This is a genomic window from Paraburkholderia sp. GAS348, assembly GCF_050434205.1.
GTDB lineage: Bacteria > Pseudomonadota > Gammaproteobacteria > Burkholderiales > Burkholderiaceae > Paraburkholderia.
Genome location: NZ_JBNPVT010000010.1, coordinates 97,867 through 121,219, shown reverse-complemented (window position 1 = coordinate 121,219; position 23,353 = coordinate 97,867). Strand labels below are relative to the sequence as shown.

General features: G+C 62.1%; 20 protein-coding genes. 10 read left to right on the top strand and 10 right to left on the bottom strand.

Going from position 1 to position 23,353, the window contains the following annotated elements:
• Window positions 1–236: 236 nt before the first annotated feature.
• The 4 genes from P3T22_RS18605 to gspG form a co-directional block, all read right to left on the bottom strand.
• Window positions 237–914: a PulJ/GspJ family protein gene (locus P3T22_RS18605; RefSeq protein ID WP_063497745.1), complete on the bottom strand. Its 678-nt coding sequence runs from the start codon at window positions 912–914 to the stop codon at window positions 237–239.
• Window positions 892–1,296, bottom strand: coding sequence for a type II secretion system minor pseudopilin GspI (gspI, locus tag P3T22_RS18600; protein ID WP_063497744.1), 405 nt, complete (start codon window positions 1,294–1,296; stop codon window positions 892–894). The genes P3T22_RS18605 and gspI overlap by 23 nt, the downstream gene beginning before the upstream one ends.
• Before the next feature lies 1 nt (window position 1,297).
• The gene (locus tag P3T22_RS18595; protein ID WP_082855138.1) at window positions 1,298–1,876 is read right to left on the bottom strand and encodes a GspH/FimT family pseudopilin; all 579 of its coding nucleotides are present in this window, start codon (window positions 1,874–1,876) and stop codon (window positions 1,298–1,300) included.
• Between the two features lie 145 nt (window positions 1,877–2,021).
• Window positions 2,022–2,486: a type II secretion system major pseudopilin GspG gene (gene gspG, locus P3T22_RS18590; RefSeq protein ID WP_063497743.1), complete on the bottom strand. Its 465-nt coding sequence runs from the start codon at window positions 2,484–2,486 to the stop codon at window positions 2,022–2,024.
• A gap of 196 nt (window positions 2,487–2,682) precedes the next feature.
• On the opposite strand from gspG, the gene P3T22_RS18585 reads away from it, so the two are divergent.
• Entirely contained in the window at window positions 2,683–3,096 is a 414-nt protein-coding gene (locus P3T22_RS18585; RefSeq protein ID WP_063498130.1) for a type II secretion system protein N, read from the top strand.
• A 62-nt stretch (window positions 3,097–3,158) separates the two neighbouring features.
• Here P3T22_RS18585 and gspF read toward each other — a convergent pair whose 3' ends face one another.
• Genes gspF through gspD form a run of 3 tightly spaced genes read right to left on the bottom strand, consistent with a single transcriptional unit; the run spans window position 3,159 to window position 8,291 of the window.
• On the bottom strand, window positions 3,159–4,376 hold the full coding sequence (gene gspF / locus P3T22_RS18580; protein WP_063497742.1) for a type II secretion system inner membrane protein GspF: 1,218 nt from the start codon (window positions 4,374–4,376) through the stop codon (window positions 3,159–3,161).
• Between the two features lie 4 nt (window positions 4,377–4,380).
• Entirely contained in the window at window positions 4,381–5,949 is a 1,569-nt protein-coding gene (gene gspE / locus P3T22_RS18575) for a type II secretion system ATPase GspE (protein WP_063497741.1), read from the bottom strand.
• The gene (gene gspD / locus P3T22_RS18570; protein ID WP_063497740.1) at window positions 5,946–8,291 is read right to left on the bottom strand and encodes a type II secretion system secretin GspD; all 2,346 of its coding nucleotides are present in this window, start codon (window positions 8,289–8,291) and stop codon (window positions 5,946–5,948) included. The genes gspE and gspD overlap by 4 nt, the downstream gene beginning before the upstream one ends.
• Before the next feature lie 516 nt (window positions 8,292–8,807).
• Here gspD and P3T22_RS18565 point away from each other — a divergent pair.
• A complete protein-coding gene (locus P3T22_RS18565) occupies window positions 8,808–9,254 on the top strand; it encodes a lytic transglycosylase domain-containing protein (protein ID WP_063497739.1) in 447 nt (148 codons plus the stop codon).
• A 159-nt stretch (window positions 9,255–9,413) separates the two neighbouring features.
• Window positions 9,414–10,742 (top strand): GTP-binding protein, encoded by a 1,329-nt coding sequence (locus P3T22_RS18560; RefSeq protein ID WP_429325739.1) that lies wholly within the window; start codon window positions 9,414–9,416, stop codon window positions 10,740–10,742.
• 122 nt (window positions 10,743–10,864) lie between these two features.
• Here the strand turns inward: P3T22_RS18560 and P3T22_RS18555 are convergent, their stop codons facing one another.
• Window positions 10,865–11,143, bottom strand: a complete 279-nt coding sequence (locus P3T22_RS18555) for an HU family DNA-binding protein (protein ID WP_006050811.1) — start codon at window positions 11,141–11,143, stop codon at window positions 10,865–10,867.
• Window positions 11,144–11,558: 415 nt separating this feature from the next.
• On the opposite strand from P3T22_RS18555, the gene mnmC reads away from it, so the two are divergent.
• From mnmC to P3T22_RS18520, 7 genes are all read left to right on the top strand, one after another.
• A complete protein-coding gene (gene mnmC, locus P3T22_RS18550; RefSeq protein WP_063497737.1) occupies window positions 11,559–13,526 on the top strand; it encodes a bifunctional tRNA (5-methylaminomethyl-2-thiouridine)(34)-methyltransferase MnmD/FAD-dependent 5-carboxymethylaminomethyl-2-thiouridine(34) oxidoreductase MnmC in 1,968 nt (655 codons plus the stop codon).
• 850 nt (window positions 13,527–14,376) lie between these two features.
• Window positions 14,377–15,582, top strand: coding sequence for a cation:proton antiporter (locus tag P3T22_RS18545; RefSeq protein ID WP_063497736.1), 1,206 nt, complete (start codon window positions 14,377–14,379; stop codon window positions 15,580–15,582).
• 130 nt (window positions 15,583–15,712) lie between these two features.
• Complete coding sequence (locus tag P3T22_RS18540; RefSeq protein ID WP_063497735.1) at window positions 15,713–16,828, top strand: YbdK family carboxylate-amine ligase; 1,116 nt, start codon at window positions 15,713–15,715, stop codon at window positions 16,826–16,828.
• 535 nt (window positions 16,829–17,363) lie between these two features.
• The gene (locus P3T22_RS18535; RefSeq protein WP_063497734.1) at window positions 17,364–18,002 is read left to right on the top strand and encodes a MarR family winged helix-turn-helix transcriptional regulator; all 639 of its coding nucleotides are present in this window, start codon (window positions 17,364–17,366) and stop codon (window positions 18,000–18,002) included.
• A gap of 130 nt (window positions 18,003–18,132) precedes the next feature.
• Window positions 18,133–18,846, top strand: a complete 714-nt coding sequence (locus tag P3T22_RS18530) for a glutamine amidotransferase (protein ID WP_063497733.1) — start codon at window positions 18,133–18,135, stop codon at window positions 18,844–18,846.
• 72 nt (window positions 18,847–18,918) lie between these two features.
• On the top strand, window positions 18,919–20,031 hold the full coding sequence (locus tag P3T22_RS18525; protein WP_063497732.1) for an NADH:flavin oxidoreductase/NADH oxidase: 1,113 nt from the start codon (window positions 18,919–18,921) through the stop codon (window positions 20,029–20,031).
• A 220-nt stretch (window positions 20,032–20,251) separates the two neighbouring features.
• Window positions 20,252–20,776 (top strand): SET domain-containing protein, encoded by a 525-nt coding sequence (locus tag P3T22_RS18520; protein WP_063497731.1) that lies wholly within the window; start codon window positions 20,252–20,254, stop codon window positions 20,774–20,776.
• An 82-nt stretch (window positions 20,777–20,858) separates the two neighbouring features.
• On the opposite strand, the gene P3T22_RS18515 is transcribed toward P3T22_RS18520, so the two are convergent.
• Window positions 20,859–22,361, bottom strand: a complete 1,503-nt coding sequence (locus tag P3T22_RS18515; protein ID WP_063498129.1) for a sensor histidine kinase — start codon at window positions 22,359–22,361, stop codon at window positions 20,859–20,861.
• Window positions 22,362–22,504: 143 nt separating this feature from the next.
• On the bottom strand, window positions 22,505–23,191 hold the full coding sequence (locus tag P3T22_RS18510) for a response regulator (protein ID WP_006050820.1): 687 nt from the start codon (window positions 23,189–23,191) through the stop codon (window positions 22,505–22,507).
• Window positions 23,192–23,353 lie beyond the last annotated feature (162 nt).

Below are 23,353 nucleotides of genomic sequence, written 5' to 3'. Positions count from 1 at the left end.
TACTTTTCTTTGCGGCGGCAAAGAAAAGTAGGTGCCTGCCCCGCACAGGGGCGACGCTAATAGACGAAAAACAATTCAAGGAAAGGCCAACGCCGTAAGCGCACAGACAAAAACGCCGAGCAGGCAAATAACAGAACGAAAGGCATGCCCGCAGGCACCCAGCCACACAGCGTCGCGGAGACAATACAAACAACGAAGAACCCAACCGTCGCGGAGACAAAAAAGAGAACTTCATATCATTCTCCGACGAGAAAAACCCGCGTAACAGGCCGCGCCAACGCCTTCCCCCCAATACTGACTTCCAGCCCAGTCACCGACCGCGGCAGCGGCGCATTCCCCAACTGGGGCACCTTCAAATTATTGTTGTTCTCCGTAATCGCACTCTGCACATCCTCCATCTGCGTGGTCCAGCCAACCTTCGGCACATAAAGACGAGCCGAAATAGCACCGACGCCCCCCATCAAAGGCACCGACGTCCAGCCCCCTCCCTCGCCACCGCGCAGCGCGCTGCGCAACTCGCCCACATTCCCCAACGGCGGCGACGCATACCGAATCACACGCCCCTCGGACACGCGATACCTCACCACCTGCAAACGCGGCGCCGTCCCCGGCAATACCATCTCCCGCACAATTTGCAGCACGCTGCCGCTAACCGACACGGCCGCCTCCCCCGACTCATCATCCGACACGGCCTGGCGCGCGTCGAGCCGCATCTGGTCGAATAGCTGCGCAAAGACGCGCTCGTCTTCCATCGCGTTCGTAATCGTCTGCCGGCCACGAATGATCTGGTCCAGCCCGCGCCACGACAGCACGGCAATCACCGCCATGATCGCAATTGCGACCAGCAACTCGATCAGCGTGAAACCACGCGCGCCCGATCGGCCGCGGCGCTTAGAGCGAACGGTTGTTTTCATTCGCGACCACCGTGACCATCTGAGCGAGATTGCCGGAACGCCCAGGCGTCGTCACCATCACTTCCACTCGACGAAACACCGGATTCGGCGTCGCCGTCACTTGCTCGGTACAGATCAACTGCAAATTGCCCTGCGAGCAGTCAAAACTCGTCGAGCCGACGTTCGGCCAGCCATGCGTCAAATGCAATTGTGCCAACGTATTGTCCGCGCTCCATCCCGCCAGCAGACGACGATGCAAATCGGCTTCGCCGTTCGCCAGACTCCCCACCGCGCGCAACGACGCCGCCAACGCAATCGCGATGATCGCCAGCGCCACCAGCACTTCGATCATCGTAAAACCGCGCTGCGATAAGCGCGCGCCCATGTCCCTGCAACGCCGCATCTCAGTGCACCTCATAGCGGCCGTTGCCGGTGCCGACGATCGTCGCGCGCCCCGCCGCCGAAAACAGCGTGATCTGCACAGGCATGTCGATCGCTTCGGTACCGAACACGACACGGCTCGGGTGCGAATCCGACCCGGGGTAATCGATCGTGACGCCGGTCACACCACCTTCCCAGTTGCGCGGCCCGAGCAGATCGTCATGCAGCGGACGCCAGCCGTCTTCGGTACGCAGATCGAAACGAAAGCCGCCGTCGAGCGGTTGCCATGCGATCGGCCGTGCGCGCACCTGGGCTTCGTCGCCGGCCGATTCGAACAGCAGCGCGAGACGCTGCGCCTCTTCGTTCAGATCGGTGCGCGGGTTGCGGGTCATCGTGAGCGCTGTCAGTGACACCAGAATGCCCGCGATCACCAGCACCACCATCATTTCCAGCAGCGTGAAACCGGCCGCACGCTTCCAGTTGCCCGCGCTAAACCCACGTGCGCCACGCGGGCCGCGCACGCGCGCGCCGCTGCACGCCGTGCCCGGCAGCGGGGCCGTACACGGAGTGTCCACACGGGACTTGCAAGCGGACAGTCGCATAGTGCCGGCCACGAACGATCAACTAAAGATCAGAAAACAATGCGTCGACAAGACGCGCGGTGGATCGCCAAAGAGCAGGGCGATCCGGCGCGCCTGACAATCAACGGCGCTTAATAAACTACTGAAGAACGACTGAACTACCAGACTACTGCCACGAACCTATGTCGGCATCGTTGCCTTCGCCGCCCGGTTTACCATCCGCGCCATAGCTGAACACGTCGATTTCGCCATGCACGCCAGGGTTCAGATACTGATAGGTATTGCCCCACGGATCGTTCGGCAGACGTTCGAGGTAACCGCCGTCCTTCCAGTTGTTCGGTACCGGATCAGTGGTCGGCTTTTCGATCAGTGCGCGCAGGCCTTGCTCCTGAGTCGGATAGCGGCCGTTATCCAGACGGTAGAGTTTCAGCGCCTGCATCACCGTGCCGATGTCCTGCTTGGCCGCCACGCGGCGCGCTTCGTCCGGACGGCTCATGATTTTCGGCACGATCAACGCGGCCAGAATGCCCAGAATCGCGATCACGACCATGATTTCAATCAGCGTGAAACCGCGTTGACGACGGCTGCGCAGACCCGCGATTTCGGTACGGCGAGTGGTCGACAGTTGCATAGCTTGCTACCTCTTTTCGGGTGAAATTTTCGATCGGGCGGGATTCGCGTGTCAGACAATCAGGGTGCCATCGAACACGCCCGGCCGGTCATTTTAATGTCATGCTCTTGAAGGGTTGCGAGAAAACGCCGCGCAGCGCCAGGTTAGGGGCACTTTGCCCCAACGCAATTTTCACAATAGTCCGTACAATATGCGCATGAACGCCATTCAGATCCGCCTTCTGTCGCTCGCACTGTTCGCCGTGTTTTGCGCGACGCTGACCTACTGGGTCATCACGCTCTCCACGACGTCCGGCGCGCCGTTGCCCGCTGCCGCCGCGCATGCGCAGGTCTCGACCGAACAGGCCGCCACGCTGTTCGGCGGCCAGCTCACCCGCAACGCCAACCAGGACGTGCATCTGTTCGGCATCCTCGCTTTGCGGGAAGGTGCCGCGGCCATCGTCAGCGTCGGCGGCGAACCGCCACATGCGGTATCGCTCGGCAGCGCGCTCATGCAAGGCGCCAAACTCTCCGAAGTCCGCGCCCGCTCGATCATCATCGACCGCAATGGCGCGCACTCCGAAGTGTCCCTACCGGCCAATCCGGCAGGTCCTACTATCTACGTGCGCTAACCCGGGCGTTCTGCCTCGGTTCAGCTGATTGCGCGGCCGCGCAATCGAATAACTTCACCACCTTACTGCACCAGGTTGTTCAGCTCGATGATCGGCAGCATCACCGCCAGCACGATCACCAGCACCACGCCCCCCATCGCCAGAATCAGCAACGGCTCGAGCAGGCTCGTCAGGAACATCGTGCGACGCTCCAACTCGCGTGCTTCGCCGTCGGCCGCGCGGTCGAGCATGGTCGTCACGTCGCCGGTCGCTTCACCTGACCGGATCAGGTGAACCAGCACCGGCGGAAACGTCTTCGTATTGCCTAGCGCGCGCGACAGGGACGTGCCTTCGCGCACACGCACGATCGCATCGTCGATGTTCTCGCGCATCGCGTTGTTGCTGAGCGTTTCGGCAGCGGCTTGCAGCGCGCGCAGAATCGGCACGCCCGCCGCCGTCAGAATGCCTAGCGTGCTGGCAAAGCGCACCGTGTTGTAGCCGCGCACGAGCTTGCCGAGCAGCGGGGCGGTCAGCAACCACCGATCGAAGGCGAGACGCGGGCCGGGCTGCTTCAGGATCGAGCGCACCAGATACGCCAGCACGACAACACCGATCAGCATCGCCCACCACCAATGCCGCACGAAACCGGACAGCGCCATCATCATGATGGTGAGGATCGGCAGTTGCTGTTTGGTGCTGGCGAACACGTTCACCACCTGCGGCACCACGTAGCTCAACAGAAACGTGACGATGCCGAGCGCGATGAGGGTCACGATCGCCGGATATGTGAACGCGAGCACGATCTTCTGCTTGAGCGCGTTGCTTTGCTCGATGTAGTCGGCCAGACGCGAGAGCACGAGACCAAGCTTGCCGGTATGTTCGCCGGCCGCGACCAGCGCGCGATAGATCTCGGGGAAGTCTTTAGGATGCTGCGTCAGCGCATTCGCGAGCGAATGGCCGCCGAGCACTTCGGCGCGAATCGACGCCATCAGCTCGCGAATGTAGTCGCGCTCCGATTGCTCGGTCAGCACCGCGAGCGCTTCGTCGAGCGGCAAGCCGGCAACCAGCAGACTGGCCAGTTGGCGCGTGAGAATCGCCTGCTCGCGCTGCGACAACCGCCGCCCCAGCGACAAACGCTGATTGCGCTCACCGCGGGTGCGCGTCGCAGCCGGTTCGACAACAAGTGGCGTCAGTCCTTGCGAACGCAGATTGGTCCGCGCGCCGCGCGCGCTGTCCGCGTCGAGCACGCCTTTTTGCGCCTTGCCCGCCGCGTCGATCGCTTCGAAACGAAATGCCGGCATGGCCTTATGCTCCGCCTGTCACGCGGATCACTTCTTCGAGCGAGGTCAGCCCGGATGCGAGCCAGCGGTCCGAATCTTCGCGCAGCGTGCGCATGCCTTGCGCGCGGCCCGAAGCAAGAATTTCCGCATCGGATGCATTGCGGTGAACCAGCGTGCGGATTTCGTCGTCGATCAGAAGCAGTTCGTATACGCCGCGTCGGCCTGCGTAGCCGGACTGACCGCACTTGTCGCAACCGACCGGATGCCAGCGCACGCTGCCATCCTCTTCAACGCGCTCTTCGCGGCACACTGGGCACAAGCGCCGCACCAGCCGCTGCGCCAGCACGCCGAGCAGCGATGACGCCAGCAGATAGGGCTCGACGCCCATGTCCGTCAAACGCGTGACGGCCGAAGCCGCATCGTTTGTATGGAGGGTCGCCAGCACAAGGTGACCTGTCAGCGATGCCTGCACTGCGATCTGCGCGGTTTCCAGGTCGCGGATTTCACCGATCATGATGACGTCCGGGTCCTGCCGCAGAATCGAGCGCAGCGCCCGCGCGAAGGTCATGCCGATCCGCTCGTTGACCTGCGTCTGGCCGATGCCGGACAGGTCGTATTCGATCGGGTCTTCGACCGTCATGATGTTGGTGGTCGCGGTTTCAAGCCGTGACATCGACGCGTACAGCGTGGTCGTCTTACCCGAGCCGGTCGGCCCGGTCACCAGCACGATGCCGTGCGGTTTGCCGATCAGCTTGTCGAACTTGACGAGCGTATCGGGCGCCATGCCGAGCGCTTCGAGATTCAGGCGCGAGGCGTCCTTTTCCAGCAGACGCAGCACCGCTCGTTCGCCGTGACCGGTGGGCAGTGTCGAAACCCGCACGTCGACCGGACGTCCGCCGACGCGCAGCGTGATCCGGCCATCTTGCGGCAGACGCTTCTCGGCAATGTCGAGCTGCGCCATGATCTTGATCCGCGAGATCAGCGCGCCGTGCAACGCTTTTTTCGGCCGCACGACATCGCGCAACGTGCCGTCGACACGAAAGCGCACCACCGACGACGTCTCGAACGGTTCGATGTGAATATCCGAGGCCTGTTCGCGTGCCGCTTGCGTGAGCAGCGCGTTGATCATGCGGATGATCGGCGCGTCGTCTTCCGACTCGAGCAGATCCTCGACCTCGGGAATGTCCTGCATCAAACGCGACAGATCGACTTCGCCTTCCACTTCGCCGACCACTTGCGCCGCGCTGCCATCCTGGCGCGCGTAAGCCTGGTTGATCGCCTGGGCCAGTTCGTCGGGCGGCACACGCACCACGGACAACGCGCCAAAGTTGCGCGCGACTTCGGCAAGCGCCGCATCGTTGGTGCGTTCGCTGATCCAGACTTCGAAGCTGTCGGCGTGCTGATGCGCGACCAGAATCTGGCCGCTGCGCGCGAAGCCGTAGGGCACGAGTCGCGCGGCAACCGCCGACGGCGCACTGCGTTCGGCATGTTCCGCCACGACTGCGGGCGGAATCGCCGAGGCTTGCGTCGGCGCGCCGGCTCGCGCCGCGGCTGCCGGCGCAGAAGCTGACGGCGGCTTGGACGGCGTGCTCACGGCTGGGCTCCGGGCGACGCCGTGGACGGCGCCATCGGTACTGGGTTCGTCTGCACAGCGCCGCCATTCGTGACCGGGTTCGTCTGCACAGGGCCACCGTTCGTGACCGGTGCCGGAGCGGAAACTGGCGGCGGCGCCATCTGCTGACGACGCATCTGGTCGAGATTAAACAGATTCATCGCGGGCGATCCGCCCTGGCTCGGGCCGATCGGCATCGGCGGAACCACCGGATCGTCCTTGTCCTTGATCAGGTTGTTGTCCGACTTGTACGCGCCCTGCACGCCCTGAATGTAATCGTAGCGGTTCGACGTCACGGCCTGCGCCGTGTCGCGATCGGTGATGATCACGGGACGCAGGAACACCATCAGGTTGGTCTTCTCGCGAGTCTTCTGTTCCGAGCGGAACAATTGGCCGATCCAGGGGATATCGCCCAGCAGCGGCACCTTGCTGTTGCTGACCTGGTAGTTGTCCTGCATCAGGCCGCCCAGCACGATGATCTCGCCGTTGTCGGCGAGCACCGTCGACTGGATCGAACGCTTGGTGAACTGCGGGCCGGCCGGGTTGGTCGCCACGTTGGTCGTGCCGTTCACGATCGCCGAGTCTTCCGTGTAGAGCTGCAGCTTGAGAATCCCGCCGTCGGTGATCTGCGGTTTGATGTGCAGTGTCAGACCGACATCGACGCGGTCAAAAGTATTGAACGCCGAGCTCGGGGTGGCGCTCGTGAGGTTCGAATACGAACCCGTCTGGATCGGCACGTTCGTGCCGACGACGATCTTGGCTTCCTCGTTGTCGAGCGTGATGAGGTTAGGCGTCGACAGCACGTTCGCGTCGGCAGTCTGCGACAGCGCCTGCAGCAGCGCGCCGAGCCCCTGCACACCGAAAATGTTATGCACCCACCCGACGTTGAGCCCCTGCTGGAGATTCTGGGTTGCGAGCGCCCCGGCGAGACCGCCAGTGGCCGCACCCGCCGCGGCGGCCGCCGTCAGATTGACGATGCTGTTGCCGGAGCCGGTCGCCAGATTGGTGCCGGCAAAGATCGAACCGTTGGCGACCTGCCATTGAATGCCAAGATTCGCGTTCGTGTTCGAGTTCAGCTCGACGATCAACGCCTCGATATAGACCTGCGCGCGCCGCGCGTCGAGCTGGTCGATCACCGCCCGCAGGTTGCGGTACACCGGCTCGGGTGCCGTGATGATCAGCGAGTTGGTCGCAGCGTCCGCCTGGATCATGCCGCCCGGCTGATTGTCGTCGCTCTTGTCCTTGTCGCCGCCGAGCAGGCCGGCTGAACCCGAACCGCCGCTCGAACCATATCCGCCGCCCCCGCCACCGCCCAATGGTGACGCCCCCGAGCTGCTATTGAGTCCGCCCGACGGCAGCGGCGGCGTACCCGACGTGCCCGTCGAATTGCTGCCCAACCCGCCACCGCCGTTCTGGTTGAACGAATTCGCTTCGCTCGAGCCGCCCGACGAGCCGGTGTCGCCGCCCTTGCCGAGCATCCCGCGCAGGGTCTTTGCGAGCTTCGTCGCGTCCGCGTTGCGCAGCGCCACGACGTGCATGTTGCCGGGCATGGTGGTCGGCGTGTCGAGTTGCTTCGCCAGCTGCCTCGCGGCCGCGAGCCGGCCGCCGTTCGACGCGCGGATCAAAAGCGAGTTGGTGCGCGGGTCCGCGGTGACGAAGACCTTCAGCGTCGCGTCGGTGCTGCCGATCGCGCCGGGATCGAGCATCTTGGTCAGTTGCGCGGCGATGTCGATCGCGTTGGCGTTCTTCAACTGCACCACCGACACCGACTGGCCCGCGGCCGTATCGATACCCGCGATGATCTGGGCAATACGCCGCACGTTGTCGGCGTAATCGGTCACGACAATCGTGTTGTTGGCCGGGTAGGCCGCCACGGTATTGTTCGGCGAGATCAGCGGACGCAAGACCGGCAGCAGGTTATTGGCCGATTCGTTCTTCAGCACGAACACCTGCGTGACCACCTGATCGCCGCGCGCAACAGGCGCATTGCCGACGTAGGTCGGCACGCCTTGCAGCTTGGCATCGGCCTCGGGCACGACCTTCAACACGCCGTGATCCTGCACCAGCGAGAAGCCCTGCATCCGCAAAGCGGATTGCAAGGTCTTCAGCGCCTGATCTTCAGGCACCGCGTTCTCCGACACGAGGTTCAACTGACCTTTCACGCGCGGGTCGACGATGATCGTTTTGCCGGTTGCCGCCCCGATCGCCTTGGCCACCTGGTCGATATCGGCGTTCACGAAGTTGAGTGTCACCTGGGCCTGTGCTGTCTGGGCGGTGATCAATCCAGCCACCAGCAGCGCCGTTGCGACGCGACGCAATGCCATACGATTTCTTCTCATGGAATATGGGATCGATGCCGACGGCCGCAGCCGCCGACGGTCATGCAGTGCGAACATTTGAGCAGGCCGCCGCCCTGTCGGTCTGCCAGCCAGTGCCAAGGGCGATCGAGGCCCCGGATGCCGAACATCTAGTGTCCAAAAAAAATGAACAGTAACAGTTTTTCATGTCGTATTTGTCACAAAACAAACGGCTCCGTGCGATTACTCTAAAGATCGTCACAAACTGTCAAGCTATTGAAAGCAAATGTGCTTCTGTGCGCCGAACCGCAGACACGCTTTGTTTTACGCTCGATTATGTCGATTAGCCAACTTGACGCGTAGGGGCCTGCCGGTATGATACGAGCCGTTCGCGGTACTGGTTGCGACTTACCGACACGGGTTTTCCCCGATGCCCGCCAACGGCGCGGCTTGCGAGCCTCACCGGCTCCGAACGGCTGAAGTATGGCGGATACATTGCCTTACCAAAATTTACTCTTGCGATTTATTTAGTCATCTTGACTGATGAAACGAACCTTTGTCACCGTCGCCGCAGGACTTGCCGTGCTGATCGCAGCAGGGCAGGCACGCGCCGATTGCTTTGACGAAGCGGCGAAGTATCAGAAGGTCAACCCCTTGATTCTGCGCGCAATTGCGTGGCAGGAGTCACACAATCGGCCGGACGCGCAGCATAAGAACGCCAACGGCTCGACCGACTATGGCGTGATGCAGATCAATTCGGTCCATCTGCCCGTACTCGCGCAATATGGCATCTCGCAAGGCACGCTGATGGAGCCTTGCAAGAACGTCTATATCGCGGCGTGGCATCTGCGCCGCCAGATGAACAAGTATGGCAATACCTGGCAGGCGGTCGGCGCGTATCACTCCGAGACGCCGGCACTGCGTGATAAGTACGCAATGCAGATCGCTGCGATCCTTCGCAAGTGGAATCTGATGCCCGCTGGACACTGACTCACGCACTTCCCGATCCGGCCCGTCGCGCGGCCGTCACCCGTTTTGATGCACAATGCGGCTTCGTGCTGCCGTCGGTGCTCGGCCATCTTCTGGCCCCGGAGTCACGCGCCCCCTGGCCCGGCACGCCCTCCAATCCTCTTGTCTTTCCGTACTGCGATGAACCAGCCGCTACTGCCCGTCACCGTGCTCTCCGGTTTTCTGGGCGCCGGCAAGACCACGCTTCTGAACCACATCCTCGCGAATCGTTCCGGTTTGCGCGTCGCCGTGATCGTCAACGATCTGGCCGCCGTCAATATCGATGCCACGCTCGTGCGCGACGCCGCAGCGCTCTCGCATGTCGAAGAGCAGCTTGTCGAACTGTCGAACGGCTGCATCTGCTGCACGTTGCGCGACGACTTGCTGGTCGAGATCAAGCGGCTTGCCGGCGAAAAGCGCTTCGATGCGATCCTGATCGAGTCGACCGGGGTGGCCGAGCCGATGCCGATTGCCGAAACCTTCACCTTCGTCGACGAGGACGGCGCGTCGCTATCCGATCTCGCGCAGCTCGATACGATGGTGACGGTGGTCGACGCGTTCAACTTCCTGCGCGACTACGGTTCAGCCGAGGCGCTCTCCGAACGGGGCATCGCCGCGACGGAAGAGGACGATCGGACGCTGGTGGAATTGCTGATCGAGCAGATTGAATTCTGCGACGTGCTGGTGGTGAACAAGGCCGATCTGGTGAGCGCCGATGAACTCACTCGCCTGCAGCGCATCCTCGCCCGCATCAATCCACGCGCCGTGCAGGTGGTGAGCCGTTTCGGCGAGGTGCCGCTTGCCGACGTGCTGAACACCGGGCGTTTCGATTTCGACGAGGCGTCGAGCGCACCGGGCTGGCTGGCATCGCTTAATCATGAAAATGAGCACGGCCATGCCCATCATGGAGAAGCGGACGAATTCGGCATCGGCAATTTCATTTACCGCGCGCGCCGGCCGTTTCACCCGGAGCGCCTATGGGCGCTGCTGCATCAGGAGTGGAAGGGCGTCTTGCGCAGCAAGGGCTTCTTCTGGCTCGCAACGCGTAACGACATCGCCGGTTCGCTGTCGCAGGCGGGTGGCGCTTGCCGGCATGGTCCGGCCGGGATGTGGTGGGCCGCTCAGGATCGCAGCGAATGGCCGGACGGCGACGACGAGCTAGCCGCCGAAATTGCCGCCGACTGGTACGGCGATCCGGACGATCTGAGCATCGGCGATCGCCGCCAGGAACTGGTGATGATCGGCGTTGGCATCGACCCGGCTGTCTGGAAAGCGAAGTTCGACGCATGCCTCGTGACGGACGAGGAATACGCAGCGGGACCGCAAGCGTGGCAACGATTCGCCGATCCGTTCCCGGCATGGGACTTCGACGAAGACGACCATGACCATGACCATGACCATGACCACGATCATCATGGCGATGGCCACGACGCCCATGGCCACGGCGAAATCGTGCATCGGCACGATTGAGCCTGGCGGCCCTTGCGCCGCTTGCTGAGTGTTTAGCCGCGACGCCCGTCGCGGCTAAACAAAAATCGCAGACGAAAAAAAACCCGCCGTTGGCGGGTGTCAACTGCCAGGCAGCAATCTGCTTAGCGCTTGTTGACCGCGTCCTTGAACGCCTTGCCAGCCGTAAACTTGACGGTCTTGGCAGCCGGGATCTTGATAGTTTCGCCGGTCTTGGGGTTACGACCCGTACGTGCTGCGCGCTTGCCCGAACCGAAGCTGCCGAAGCCGATCAACTGAACCGCGTCACCCTTCGACACGGACTTCTTGATCACTTCAAGCAACGTGTCCAGCGTCTCACCGGTTTGAGCCTTGCTGGCGCCGGTCTGTCCTGCGACGGCGTCGATCAGTTCCTGTTTGTTCATTAAGGTTCCTTTCTGAGTTTAGGTTGACACGAACAGCGCGAACGCGCCGATTATACGTGCGCGGGCCGCGCCGTCGAGCAGCGGCGGCTCCGGATCCCCTCCGGACAAATAGCGCCGGGCAGTTGACTGCCCGTCTGCCGTGCTGCCGCGCCCTTCGCGGCGCTTGCTATGATAGCGCAGCGCAAACCCAATCAGGATAAGGGTTTCAAAGAATTAAGCGGTTCCGGAGCCGATATCGAGGGGAAACCCTTCTTTTTCCTCTTCGCGGACCTCAATCGAAGGCTGAAACCCAGTATGGACGTGGCTTGGCGTTGGTTTTTGCCAACGTTATGCGCGTCTTTTTCGCCGCCCGGCGAGCTGCGCGCGCTGGCGGTAACGTCTGACCCGCTCTTTCGAGTGTCATTTTCCGCCGCGCATGACCGATCCGCTGATCCCCGCCGTCCTCGCATTCCGCGACAACGGCACGCCTTTTTCGCCGCTCTACGACGACATCTACCACAGCGCCGTCGGCGGTCTCGAACAGGCTGAATACGTCTTCCTCCGCGGTAACGGGCTGCCGGAGCGGTGGCAGGGACGCCGCGTCTTCACCGTGCTCGAAACCGGCTTCGGCATGGGTATCAACTTTCTGATGAGCTGGGCCGCCTGGCGAGCCGATCCGGCGCGTTGCGAGCGGCTGCACTTCGTCTCGACCGAGAAGCATCCGTTTACTCAAGCCGATTTGCGCAGCGTCTATGCGGCGACGATTTCAGATCCGCAGATTGCCGCGCTGGCGGAAACACTGGCCGCCGAATGGCCGATGCTCGTCCCCGGCACGCACCGGCTCGAATTCGAGGGCGGACGGATCACGCTGACGCTCGTGTTCGCCGACGCGGTAGACAGCTTGCCGGCATTGAGGCTGCGCGCCGATGCGTTCTATCTCGACGGTTTCGCACCGGCCAGGAACCCCGAAATGTGGACACCTGCGATCTTCAAAGCGCTGGCTCGGCTGGCCGGCGAGGGCGCTACGTTCGCGACCTACAGCAGCGCCGGCGACATCAAACGTGCGTTGACGCAAAACGGCTTTGTGTACCAAAAAATTGACGGCTTCGGCTGGAAACGCGCGATGCTGGTCGGCCATTTCGCGCCACGCTGGCGCGTACGCCGCTATGAGCCGCCCGCACCGCTTGAAGTCGACGAACGGCATGCGATCGTGATCGGCACCGGGCTCGCCGGCTGCGCGACGATCGAGCGTCTGGCCTCGCGTGGCTGGCGCGTCACATCGCTGGAACGGCACGCGTCGGTGGCCGAGGACGCTTCGGGCAATCCGGCCGGCGTGTTCCATCCCATGATCTCGCGCGACGACAGCGTCGCTTCGCGTGTCACGCGTGCAGGCTTTCTCTACACGCTCAGACGCTGGGCAGCGCTCGAACGGCTGGGTCACCGCCCAATGCGCGGCGCTCCCGGCCTGTTGCAGATCGCCGCAGACGACGAAGAAGCGCGCTCGATGAGCGAAGCAATCGCGGCGTTCGGTTACCCTTCGGACTATGTGACGCCCGTATCGCTTGGCGAAGCGCAAAGACTTGCGGGCATGCCGCTCGCGCGCGGCGGCTGGCTCTTTCCGGAGGGCGGCTGGATCGACCCGGCGTCGCTTTGTGCCGCGCAATGCGCGGCGGCAGGCGGGCTGCTCGACCGCCGCTTCGGCGTGGACGTGGCGCGCCTCGCGCGGTCCGGCAATCAATGGACCGTCTTCGACGCAGCAGGGCAGGCCATCGCGCGCGCGCCGGTGGTCATTGTCGCAAGCGCACACGAGGCCGCGCGCATCGCCGGTTTGCAGCATGCACCGACCCGCAGCATCCGCGGCCAGCTGACTTTGCTGCCGCCAGGCACCGTACCGCCGCTTGGGATGCCGGTGATGGGCGTTGGCTACGCGGTGCCACTCGCCGACGGCGTCACGCTGACCGGCGCGACCTACGAACTCGACGACCCTGATCCCTCGCTGCGACCAGATGGCCATCTGGAAAACCTCGAGCGTGTCGCGCAGATGCTGCCGGCCTTTGACGGCATCGTCGCTCCGGCACGCGCGGCGGCGCTTGCGGGACGCGTCGCGTTTCGCTGCGTGACGAGCGACCGGATGCCGATGATCGGCAACTTTGCCGACGAAGCCGCATCGGCGCGCGATGCCCAGCGCCTGCGTGGCGCATGGCCGCTCGATTTGCCGCGCGTCGACGGCTTGTACGGCGCATTCGCGTACGGGTCGCGCGGTCTGGTATGGGCGGCGCTGGGTGCCGAGTTGATCGCCTCGCAAATCGAAGGTGAGCCGTGGCCGCTCGAACGGGAGTTGGCCGAAGACATCGATCCTGCCCGCTTCCTCTTACGCGCGTTGCGCCATGGCACAGCGAGTTAACCGCGCGCGCGGAACATTGGTGACGAGTGACGAGAAAAGTTATCCACTGAAATGTGTGGATAACCGCGCGGTTTACCGGCGCAACTCATGTGGAACCGTTGTGGACGTAAACGGGGTAACTTTGCTGCAGCCGAAAACCGCCAAAAGTTACCCTTGTATACCCGCCGTTGCCGCACACGCTGTGCATCCTGTTATGCGAGCGGCAACCCGATGAATTGATTCGGTAAACGGGAGTTATCCACAGAAAACAGGGCACCTTGTTAACTGTTACTACGTATACATACAGTAAACCTGTAAACAGCAGAACCATCTCGAGATCGACCGTGATCGTCGGACCCAAACCATCGGCAATGGGTAGAAAAACACCTCGGACAGTGTCCCGAAGAACACATCTGCAACGTGGAATCTGTACCCTATGAGAGCCCGACCCGTTTTTAAAACGGTCGCTTTTTCCTCATCTTGCGAAGATAACGTACGTTTTACCGTTTTACCTGCATGTTCCTGTCTTTTCGGTCGAGTCTGAAAAAGCTATGGCACAATCGCCGTTCTTTTCCGCGTGGTGCCCCGCCTCTGGCGGCACACGCAGCAATGGAACGGTGCCGCTCAATCAGAATCTGATTCAAAGTCGACGGCGTTCTTTCACCGTGCCAGGCCGGCTGCAACGGCCGCACCCCAGAATGCGCCGCGCCCTCCGCGGCTTCGGTGCGTTCAGATCATCCGATCGTTGAAAACTCGCAACGCGGGTCACGCGAAGCGATCGCAACAGTGAGCGCCTCATGCGCCCACCCGCTCGCCGGTGTTTGCGCCGGTTCGTGTCGTCTGCCGTTGCTGCCAAGGAGAACCCATCACGATGAAGTCGGCGTTTTCATTTTTTCCAGCGTGGCCACTCACACCCGACGCCATTTTTTGGGCTGGTCTCGCATTGCTCGCGGCGGGCCTGTGCGGTGAACTTTGCTATCGCGCATGGCGCTTGCCGCGCATTTCCGGGTATGCGGTCATCGGTCTGGTCGCGGGGGCCGCCGGTTTTGGCGTGATCGATGCGGATTCCGCGAGCGCCGCGCGGCCGCTGCTCGATGTGGCGCTCGGTTTGTTGTTATTCGAACTGGGCAGCCGGCTCGATCTGCGCTGGATTCGCCGCAATCCCTGGCTGATTCTGTCGAGCGTTGCCGAAGCCACGCTCACGTTCGCGCTGGTTTTGCCGGTTTTGTTGTTTCTGAAGGTGCCGCTGATGGTGGCAACGGTGCTCGCCGCGATTGCCATGGCAACTTCGCCGGCGATGGTGATCCAGCTCAAAACCGAGCTGCGCGCGGAAGGTCAGGTTACCCAACGGTTGTTGACCCTTACCGCACTGAACAGCATGTACGCGGTGGTGATCGAAAAACTCGTCTCGAGCTGGTTGCATCAGGAGGTTTACGGCAACGTATACGCCACGATTCTGCAGCCGCTGTATCTGCTGGCCGGCTCGCTGGTGCTGGCCTATCTTCTCGCGCGCACCTGCACGTTTTTTTATCGCCGTCTGAACATGCAGGACGAGCATTCGTTCGTCGCGTTGTTCGGCCTCGTGCTGCTGGCGATTGCGGTGGCGCATGTGTTCAAGCTTTCCACCATTCTTGCGTTGCTGGCCGCGGGCATCATCGTGAAGAATCTTGAAGCGCGTCCGCAATTGTGGCCCGAACATTTCGGTACGGCCGGCTGGTTATTGACCGTGATTCTGTTCGTGCTTACGCTGACCTCGTTCGAATGGAAAGACATCGCACTTGGCGGGGTCGCGGCGCTGGGCCTGATTGTTGCGCGCCTGGCTGCGAAACTGGTGGGCGTGATGGCCTTCGCCAAGCCGAGCGGCTTGAACTGGAAGCAGGGCATGGCCCTCGGTTTGTCGCTATCGCCGATGTCGGCGCTGGCGTACCTGCTTGTCGACGATACCTACACCCTCTATCCGAATTTCGATCCGCAACTGCGCGCGATCGTGATGTGTTCGATTTTCGTGCTGCAGATTCTCGGGCCGTGGCTCGTGTATCGCAGCCTGGCGCTGGTGGCCGAACGGCGCGAAGAGTAAACGCAGCACCGCTCTTCGATGCTTCAGGCGCTTGATTCGCGCGCTTTATCCGACTTATTTGCTTCAAAAACGGCCAGGTGTGTGACACAGGTATGTGACGCACACCAGCCGACCTCACTCTGGGGACGCCATGTCACTCGAACCCTTCATCGATTCGAAACCGTTCACTTTCGGCGTCGAACTCGAAATGCAGATCGTGAATACGCACGACTATGATCTGACCAAAGCCGGCTCGGATCTGATGCGCCTCATCAAGGATGAAAAAATCCCCGGCAACATCACGCCGGAAATCACCGAAAGCATGATCGAGTTGTCGACCGGTATCTGCACGACGCACGAACAGGCCGTTACCGATTTGCGCAAGATCCGCGATACGCTGGTTTCCGCGGCTGATCATCTGAACGTCGGCTTGTGCGGCGGCGGCACGCACGCATTCCAGCAATGGAGTGAAAGGCAGATCGTCGATACGCCGCGCTTTCAGTATCTTTCAGAGTTGTACGGCTACCTTGCCAAGCAATTTACGGTGTTCGGCCAGCACGTGCACATCGGCTGTCCTGATCCGAACAGCGCGCTGTATCTGCTCCATTCCATGTCGCGCTTCATTCCGCATTTCATCGCGTTGTCCGCTTCGTCGCCGTTCGTACAAGGTGTCGACACCGGTTTTCATTCGGCACGACTGAATTCCGTGTTCGCGTTTCCGTTGTCGGGCCGCGCGCCGTTCGTGTTGACGTGGGATAGCTTTGAGGAATACTTCTCGAAGATGGTTCATACGGGCGTGGTCAACAGCATGAAGGATTTTTACTGGGACATCCGCCCGAAGCCCGGTTTCGGCACGATCGAAGTGCGCGTGATGGATACGCCGTTTTCAGTGGATCGCGCCGCGGCGATTGCCTGCTACATCCAGACGCTTGCACGGCATCTGTTGCTCGACAAGCCGATCACGCCGAAGGAAGACGATTACCTCGTCTATACCTTCAACCGCTTCGAGGCATGCCGCTTCGGTCTGGCCGGCAACTGCATCGATCCGCAAACGAGCGAACGCAAGACGATTTCCGAAGACATCCTCGAAACGCTGGATCTGATTGCACCGCACGCCGAAGCATTGGGTTCGGGCAAAGCGCTCGCCGAAATCGGGGCGATCGCGCGCGGTCAGGTCAATGACGCGACGTGGTTGCGCGGGGTTTTCGAGCAGGAAAAGTCCTTGCACGAAGCTGTAAGGCAGCAGTGTCTGCAGTGGCGAGCCTAGCTGGATCCAGGATTGTTTACGTTAAACCGTAAGGAAGACCCGCTTCGTGCGGGTTTTTTTCGCAAATAAATTTCCAGCTCGGGGGCCTTCAGATTTTTCTAAAATTTTCGTATACAAACGTAGTAGTAGTTAACAAGCATTGCATCTGCCTGTGGACAACTGAATAATTCCCTGAAAAGTCAAAGCACTATGTAGACTATAAGTGGGCTGATCCGAGGCGCATAGGCGCCGGTATACGGGGACAACTTTGGTAAGGGCTGAGGCGGCTGGCTACTTATCAAGAATCGGCACACACGCCATCCGCGGTGTTTTCCCGTGGTTATCCACAGCTTACGTTGGATAACTTAGCTGTACGATTGGCCGGTCTCGCATAGAATGTCGTTTTCGCCGCTTTGGCTTGCAAGGCGGTAAATTTTTGAGATAGTAGAAACCGTCTCGTCTGCTGTTGGGCGAGGCTACCCCACACAGGCTACGGGCGTGTTCGGCGGCGGTTTGCCGGCATTGCACGCAAGCTTTAATAAACCAAACGAAGATTATGAGCGAAGGCGTATACGGAGAAAAGGCAGCTGGGCGAGTGACCCACAGCCTATTGCGATTGAGCACGGCCATGCGGAGCCAGGCTTGGGAATGGGCGGAGGGCGCAGGCCTTACGCCGACTCAGGGCGAAATCCTGGTCTTGCTGATGCAGCGTAAAGGCCCGATGCGTCTCGGCGAAATTGCCCGTGAAACGGCGTTGACCGCCGCGACCACGAGCGATGCCGTGAGCACGCTCGAGACCAAAGGCCTGGTCGAAAAGCGCCGTGCCCTCGACGACGGCCGCGCCCTCGCGGTCCGTCTGACGGCGCGTGGCCGCACCGCCGCGAAACGCGCTGCGCAATGGCCGGACTTCCTGGCCAAAGCGGTCGGCACGCTGCGCGACGAAGAGCAGACGCTGTTCTATCGCACGCTGCTCAAGACCATCCACCAGCTGGAAGCGCAAGGCACCATTCCGCCGCACCGCATGTGCCTGAGCTGCACGCACTTCGAGCCGAGCAAGAATCCGAAGAAGACGCCGCATCACTGCGCGCTGCTCAATATGAACATGTCGGACACGGATTTGCGTCTCGATTGCTCGGTCTACGAAGCGGCCGACATCGCTACCCAAAAGAAGACCTGGAAGATCTTCGCCCAATAAGGCGGCTTCTTCCCGGACAATCCGCTACACTGCGAAGCCGTGTTCCGGCGGGCGGCGATTGCCGTCCGCCGGCCGGTTCGCGCCGCGCGTAGCGGCAAGTCTTTAGTCAACCTGAAGGTGGGACAGGCTGATGAATCACGAAGTTCTGGCCATTCGCCATGTGCACTTCGAAGATCTGGGCAGTCTTGAACTGGAGCTCGGCGAGCGTAGTCGGCCGGTGCGTTATCTCGATGTCGGCTTTGCCCGTATCGAAGCACCCAACCCTGTTGCCGCGTCGCTCATGGTCGTACTCGGCGGCCCGATCAGTGCAACCGACGACGCCCTTTACCCGACGCTCGTCCCGTTGCTCTCCATGATCGAAAAGCGCATTGCCGCCGGTTTGCCGACGCTCGGCATCTGCCTCGGCGCGCAATTGATCGCCCGTGCGCTCGGCGCGCGCGTTTATCCCGCGGGTCATACCGAACTCGGCTGGACACCGCTTACGCTCACCGATGCCGGCCGTGCTTCGCCGGTGCGTCATCTGGATGGCGCGCACACGTCGATGCTGCATTGGCACGGCGACACCTTCGATCTGCCCGACAACGCCACGCGTCTCGCCTCGACGCCCGCCTGCGAAAACCAGGCGTTCGCCTGGGGCGGCCACGTGCTGGGTCTGCAATGTCATCCGGAGATTCGCGCTGACCGGTTCGAACCCTGGCTGATCGGCAACGCCGGTGAGATAGCCGGACACGGTATCGATGTACGTCAGTTGCGGGCCGAGACTGCGCAGTTCGGTCCGGCGCTGGAAGCCGCCGCGCGCCGGATGTTCGGCGAGTGGCTCGATCAGGTCGAGCCGAAACCCTGATCTGCGCGTGCCTGCAGACAATCACCCGCAGTGCTATGCTCGTTCGCTCCTGGTTTTTAGTGGGCGTAATCCATGAGCGCGCTTTTTTCTCCGCTCACGCTGCGTAGCGTGACGCTTCCCAATCGTATCGTCGTCTCCCCGATGTGCCAGTATTCCGCCGAACGTGGCGAGGCTACGGCGTGGCACATGATCCATCTCGGCAGTCTCGCGTTATCGGGCGCCGGCATGTTGTGCATCGAGGCGACCTCCGTCGAGCCGGACGGCCGGATTACGCCGAACGATCTTGGACTGTGGGACGACGCCACCGAAGCCGCACTGGAGCCGGTCCTGGCCTCGATCCGCAAGCATTCGCAGATTCGCGTTGCCATGCAGTTGTCACATGCAGGGCGCAAGGCGTCGAGTCGTGTGCCTTGGGAAGGCGGTCAACTGATTCCAGTTTCGCAAGGCGGCTGGCTGCCGCATGCACCGTCGGCGTTGCCGCACAAAGCGGGTGAAGAGCCGCCGCTCGCCCTCGACACACCCGCACTGAACCGGATTCGCGAAGCGTTCGCGGCTTCCGCGCGCCGCGCCGCGCGCCTCGGCGTCGATGCGCTGGAAGTGCACGCGGCGCACGGCTATCTGCTGCATCAGTTTCTGTCGCCGATCGCCAATCAACGCAGCGACGACTACGGCGGCTCGATGGAAAACCGTATGCGCTTCCCGCTCGAAATCTTCGATATCGTGCGCGCTGCGTTTCCCGCCGACAAACCGGTTGGCGTGCGGGTCTCGGCGACCGACTGGGTCGAAGGCGGCTGGACGCTAGAGGACACGATTGCGTTTGCGCAGGAGTTGAAAAAGCGCGGCTGCGACTGGATCGACGTGTCGTCCGGAGGTGTCTCGCCCTTGCAGAGGATTCCGCTTGAGCCGGGTTACCAGATTCCTTTCGCACGGGCCGTCAAACAGGCAACCGGCCTCACTACCATCGGTGTGGGCCTGGTTACGGATCCGCTCCATGCCGAACAAATCATCGAAGAAGGGGATGCCGATCTGATCGCGCTGGCCCGCGCGTTGCTGTACAACCCGCGTTGGCCGTGGCACGCCGCGGCGCAACTCGGCGCAACGGTCGAAGCGCCGCCGCAGTACTGGCGTTCGCAACCGCGCGACCAAAAGGCACTGTTTGGCGAGATTTCGTTCGGACAACGGTGAACCTGCCCATGCGCCCCATGCGCACACGTCTTTTTGACGGTTGAACGAAGCCGTCTTGAGCGTGTAGGATGCCGGATGTGGCGCATGAGCGTCGCAGGTCGACGCGGCGCTCGCAAGGCGCCGCGTTTGCTATCCGCGTCAGGAAAAGCAGCGCGTTAGACGTGGGCGTTTCTGGCGGCTGCCGGATCTTCACCCCCAGTTCTTCACAAGGATTCATTCAATGAGTTCACGCAGGATCGCCGTGCGCCGTTCGGGTGTGCACGGCAAAGGCGTGTTTGCCATCGAGCCGATTGCGGCGGGCGAGCGGCTGATCGAATACAAGGGTGAGCGAATCTCCTGGAAAGAAGCGTTGCGCCGTCATCCGCATAATCCGGACGAACCGAATCACACGTTCTATTTCGCGCTCGACAGCGGCAAGGTGATCGACGGCAAAGTGGACGGCAACAGCGCGCGCTGGATCAACCATTCATGTGCGCCGAACTGCGAAGCCGAAGAGATCGACGGTCACGTCTACGTACATGCGCTGCGCGACATCGCCGAGGGGGAGGAAATCTTTTACGACTACGGCCTCGTCATCGACGCGCGTCAGACCAAGAAGCTCAAGAAGGAATACGAATGCCGTTGCGGCACGCGCAAGTGCCGCGGCACGATGCTGGCGCCGCCGGAGAACGCGAAGGGCGCTTCCAGGTCCGACAAGACGGTGAAGAAGGCGAAAACGTCTGCGAAAAAAGCGAAGAAGAAATGAAGCGGGCCGCCTTGGCTGGACCCTGAGTTGAACGCAATTGAACTCAAGGCAGCCCGTGGCAGCGCATTGACCCACTGCAGAGTCACATATCGATCGGCGCCGAGTGCGCCGATTTTTTTGCCGGACGCCGTGTCTCGGGATCGACGTCGTGCCGAACGCTGACTGGTATAAGCGGAATACGCACGATAAAGCGCGCACCGCCTTCCGGCGCATCTTCGTAATGGACGCTGCCGTGATGCAGCACCATGATGTCGTGAACGATCGCGAGACCGAGACCGGCGCCGCTATCCACACCGGCGTCGCTTTGACCGTCGCCGCGGAAGAACCGTTTGAACAGATCGGCTTGCTGCGTGAGCGGCACGCCCGGCCCGTTGTCTTCGACGATGATCTCGGCCATGCGCAGATCGTCGATCACCGTTTGCGACACCGTCACGGTGATGCGGCCGCCATCGAAGCGCGAAGGCGGCACGTACTTGAGCGCGTTATCCAGCAGATTGGCGATCACTTCGTGCAGCAGCACCGGATTGCCGCGCGCCATCAGCGGGTGATCGTTGGCCGGATCGTCGAGGCGCTGGAAGCCGAGGTCGACGTGGAAGGTCAACGCGCGCGGCACCCATTCCGCACCCGTGTCGAACGCGAGTGCGGCCATATCCACGTTGACGAAGCGTGCCGCCTGTTCGCCTGGCTCCGCGCGCGCAAGCGAAAGCAGCTGGTTTGATAGCCGCACGGCGCGGTCGGCCGCCGCGCGCAGTTCACGGACTGCGGCGAGTGTCTGCTGCGGGTCACGCGCGACCGCGGCCTGTTCCGCATGCAGTTTGACGGCGGTGAGCGGCGTGCGCAGCTGGTGCGCGGCGTCGGCGATAAATTTGCGCTGGCCGTCGAGGGCGGTTTTCAGACGATCGAGCAGCGCGTTCAGGGCGCCGGTGAGCGGCCGGATTTCAACTGGTACAAAGGTTTCGTCCACCGGTTCGAGCGACGTGTGGGTCTGCCGGTTCAGTGAGTCCGCCAGGTCGGTGAGCGGATTAAGCTGTTGATTGACGACACGCCACACGATCACCCAGCCCGCCAGCAGCAGCAACAGCAGCGGCATCATGATCGCGACCAGAAACTCGGCGGCGATGCGAAAACGGTGATGCACCGGCTGACCCACTTCGACGACGATTGGATTGCCGGTGGGCTGGTCGACGCGCACCTGCGCCACGCGCACCGTCACACCGCCGTGCTGCGTTTCGAAGACGTACGCGTAATGCATGCGCCGCACGCTGGTGCCCTGCAGCGGCAGATTGTGGTCGCCGGCGATTTCGGTTTCGCCGTTGCTGATCCGATAGACGAGCTGTTCGACCGGATCGGAGAACATGGCCTGCGCGAGCGGCGGCACCGTCACCTTGGCGTCAGGGCCGGCTATCTGGATCTGTTTGGAGATCGCCGTGGCGAGATCGGCGAGCGAGCGGTCGACCACGTGCTGCGTGTACTGCCATGCCAGCCAGTAAGCGATCAGGCCGCTCATCAGCGCGAGCAGCGAAAGGGGAGCAGCGAGGCGCCGCAGCAGCGTGCGGCGCAGACTATTGGCGGCCGGCTGGGGCATGATCGAACGCACGGGAAAGGGGCAACGGCGTAAAGCGCCGTGGCGCCGTGAAAATTCGCTGGGAGCCGGCGAATTGCGCACCGAATGCGCGGCGCCGGCCCGGCGCCGTCAGGCCGCAATGCAGCGTGCGGCCCTTGCGACGATTATGCTGCCTGGCGGATTTCCTGCAACAGGTAACCGAAGCCACGCACCGTGACGATTTCGACGCGGCAGCTTTCGAGCTTTTTACGCACCCGGTGCACGTAGACTTCGATCGCGGTATCGCCGAGATCGCCGCCGAAGTGTGTCAGGTGGTCTTGCAGCTGAGCCTTGCTGACCACACGGCCGTGGCGCAGCAGCAGCATTTCGAGTACCGCGAATTCGCGCGGCGACAGTTCGAGCGGCTTGTCGTCGTTGAAAATGCGACGATCGACGCCCGACAGACGCACACCGCCCAGCGACACTTCCGGACGCGGCATGTCGCCGTGCGGGCCGCTGCGGCGCATCACGGCGCGGATGCGCGCTTCGAGTTCGGTGGGTTCGAACGGCTTCAGCATGTAGTCGTCCGCGCCGGAATTCAGGCCTTGCACGCGGTCGTTCAACTCGTCGCGCGCGGTGAGGATGATCACCGGCGTATGGCGATTGCTCTGACGAAAGCGCGCGAGCAGCGTCATGCCGTCGATGCCGGGCAGGCCCAGATCGAGGATCACCAGCTCGTGGCGGTTTTGGGTGAGGGCCTGTTCGGCGAAAATGCCGTCATGGACCATGTCGACGGTGAAGCCGGCTTGTTCGAGACTACTTTGGATGCCGCGTGCGATGGGGCGGTCATCTTCGATCAGAAGGAGTCGCATGGATTTCGCTCAAGTACAATGGTTTTAGGCGTTTGGGCAAGCGGTTCGCCGGGGCGCCTGCTGCACAGGCAGCGTGCCGCGCGGCCATGCCGAACTGGCACCAGGCTCCCACGAAGCAGCTGTCGAGCAGCCGTGAAGTAGCACAAAGCAGCCACAAAGCAG

What these genes read in the sequence shown, in the direction of transcription:
- P3T22_RS18605 (WP_063497745.1), bottom strand. Translation starts at nt 914, where the DNA reads ATGAAAACAACCGTTCGCTCTAAGCGCCGCGGCCGATCGGGCGCGCGT.
- gspI (WP_063497744.1), bottom strand. Translation starts at nt 1,296, where the DNA reads ATGCGGCGTTGCAGGGACATGGGCGCGCGCTTATCGCAGCGCGGTTTT.
- P3T22_RS18595 (WP_082855138.1), bottom strand. Translation starts at nt 1,876, where the DNA reads ATGCGACTGTCCGCTTGCAAGTCCCGTGTGGACACTCCGTGTACGGCC.
- gspG (WP_063497743.1), bottom strand. Translation starts at nt 2,486, where the DNA reads ATGCAACTGTCGACCACTCGCCGTACCGAAATCGCGGGTCTGCGCAGC.
- P3T22_RS18585 (WP_063498130.1), top strand. Translation starts at nt 2,683, where the DNA reads ATGAACGCCATTCAGATCCGCCTTCTGTCGCTCGCACTGTTCGCCGTG.
- gspF (WP_063497742.1), bottom strand. Translation starts at nt 4,376, where the DNA reads ATGCCGGCATTTCGTTTCGAAGCGATCGACGCGGCGGGCAAGGCGCAA.
- gspD (WP_063497740.1), bottom strand. Translation starts at nt 8,291, where the DNA reads ATGGCATTGCGTCGCGTCGCAACGGCGCTGCTGGTGGCTGGATTGATC.
- P3T22_RS18565 (WP_063497739.1), top strand. Translation starts at nt 8,808, where the DNA reads ATGAAACGAACCTTTGTCACCGTCGCCGCAGGACTTGCCGTGCTGATC.
- P3T22_RS18560 (WP_429325739.1), top strand. Translation starts at nt 9,414, where the DNA reads ATGAACCAGCCGCTACTGCCCGTCACCGTGCTCTCCGGTTTTCTGGGC.
- P3T22_RS18555 (WP_006050811.1), bottom strand. Translation starts at nt 11,143, where the DNA reads ATGAACAAACAGGAACTGATCGACGCCGTCGCAGGACAGACCGGCGCC.
- mnmC (WP_063497737.1), top strand. Translation starts at nt 11,559, where the DNA reads ATGACCGATCCGCTGATCCCCGCCGTCCTCGCATTCCGCGACAACGGC.
- P3T22_RS18545 (WP_063497736.1), top strand. Translation starts at nt 14,377, where the DNA reads ATGAAGTCGGCGTTTTCATTTTTTCCAGCGTGGCCACTCACACCCGAC.
- P3T22_RS18540 (WP_063497735.1), top strand. Translation starts at nt 15,713, where the DNA reads ATGTCACTCGAACCCTTCATCGATTCGAAACCGTTCACTTTCGGCGTC.
- P3T22_RS18535 (WP_063497734.1), top strand. Translation starts at nt 17,364, where the DNA reads ATGAGCGAAGGCGTATACGGAGAAAAGGCAGCTGGGCGAGTGACCCAC.
- P3T22_RS18530 (WP_063497733.1), top strand. Translation starts at nt 18,133, where the DNA reads ATGAATCACGAAGTTCTGGCCATTCGCCATGTGCACTTCGAAGATCTG.
- P3T22_RS18525 (WP_063497732.1), top strand. Translation starts at nt 18,919, where the DNA reads ATGAGCGCGCTTTTTTCTCCGCTCACGCTGCGTAGCGTGACGCTTCCC.
- P3T22_RS18520 (WP_063497731.1), top strand. Translation starts at nt 20,252, where the DNA reads ATGAGTTCACGCAGGATCGCCGTGCGCCGTTCGGGTGTGCACGGCAAA.
- P3T22_RS18515 (WP_063498129.1), bottom strand. Translation starts at nt 22,361, where the DNA reads ATGCCCCAGCCGGCCGCCAATAGTCTGCGCCGCACGCTGCTGCGGCGC.
- P3T22_RS18510 (WP_006050820.1), bottom strand. Translation starts at nt 23,191, where the DNA reads ATGCGACTCCTTCTGATCGAAGATGACCGCCCCATCGCACGCGGCATC.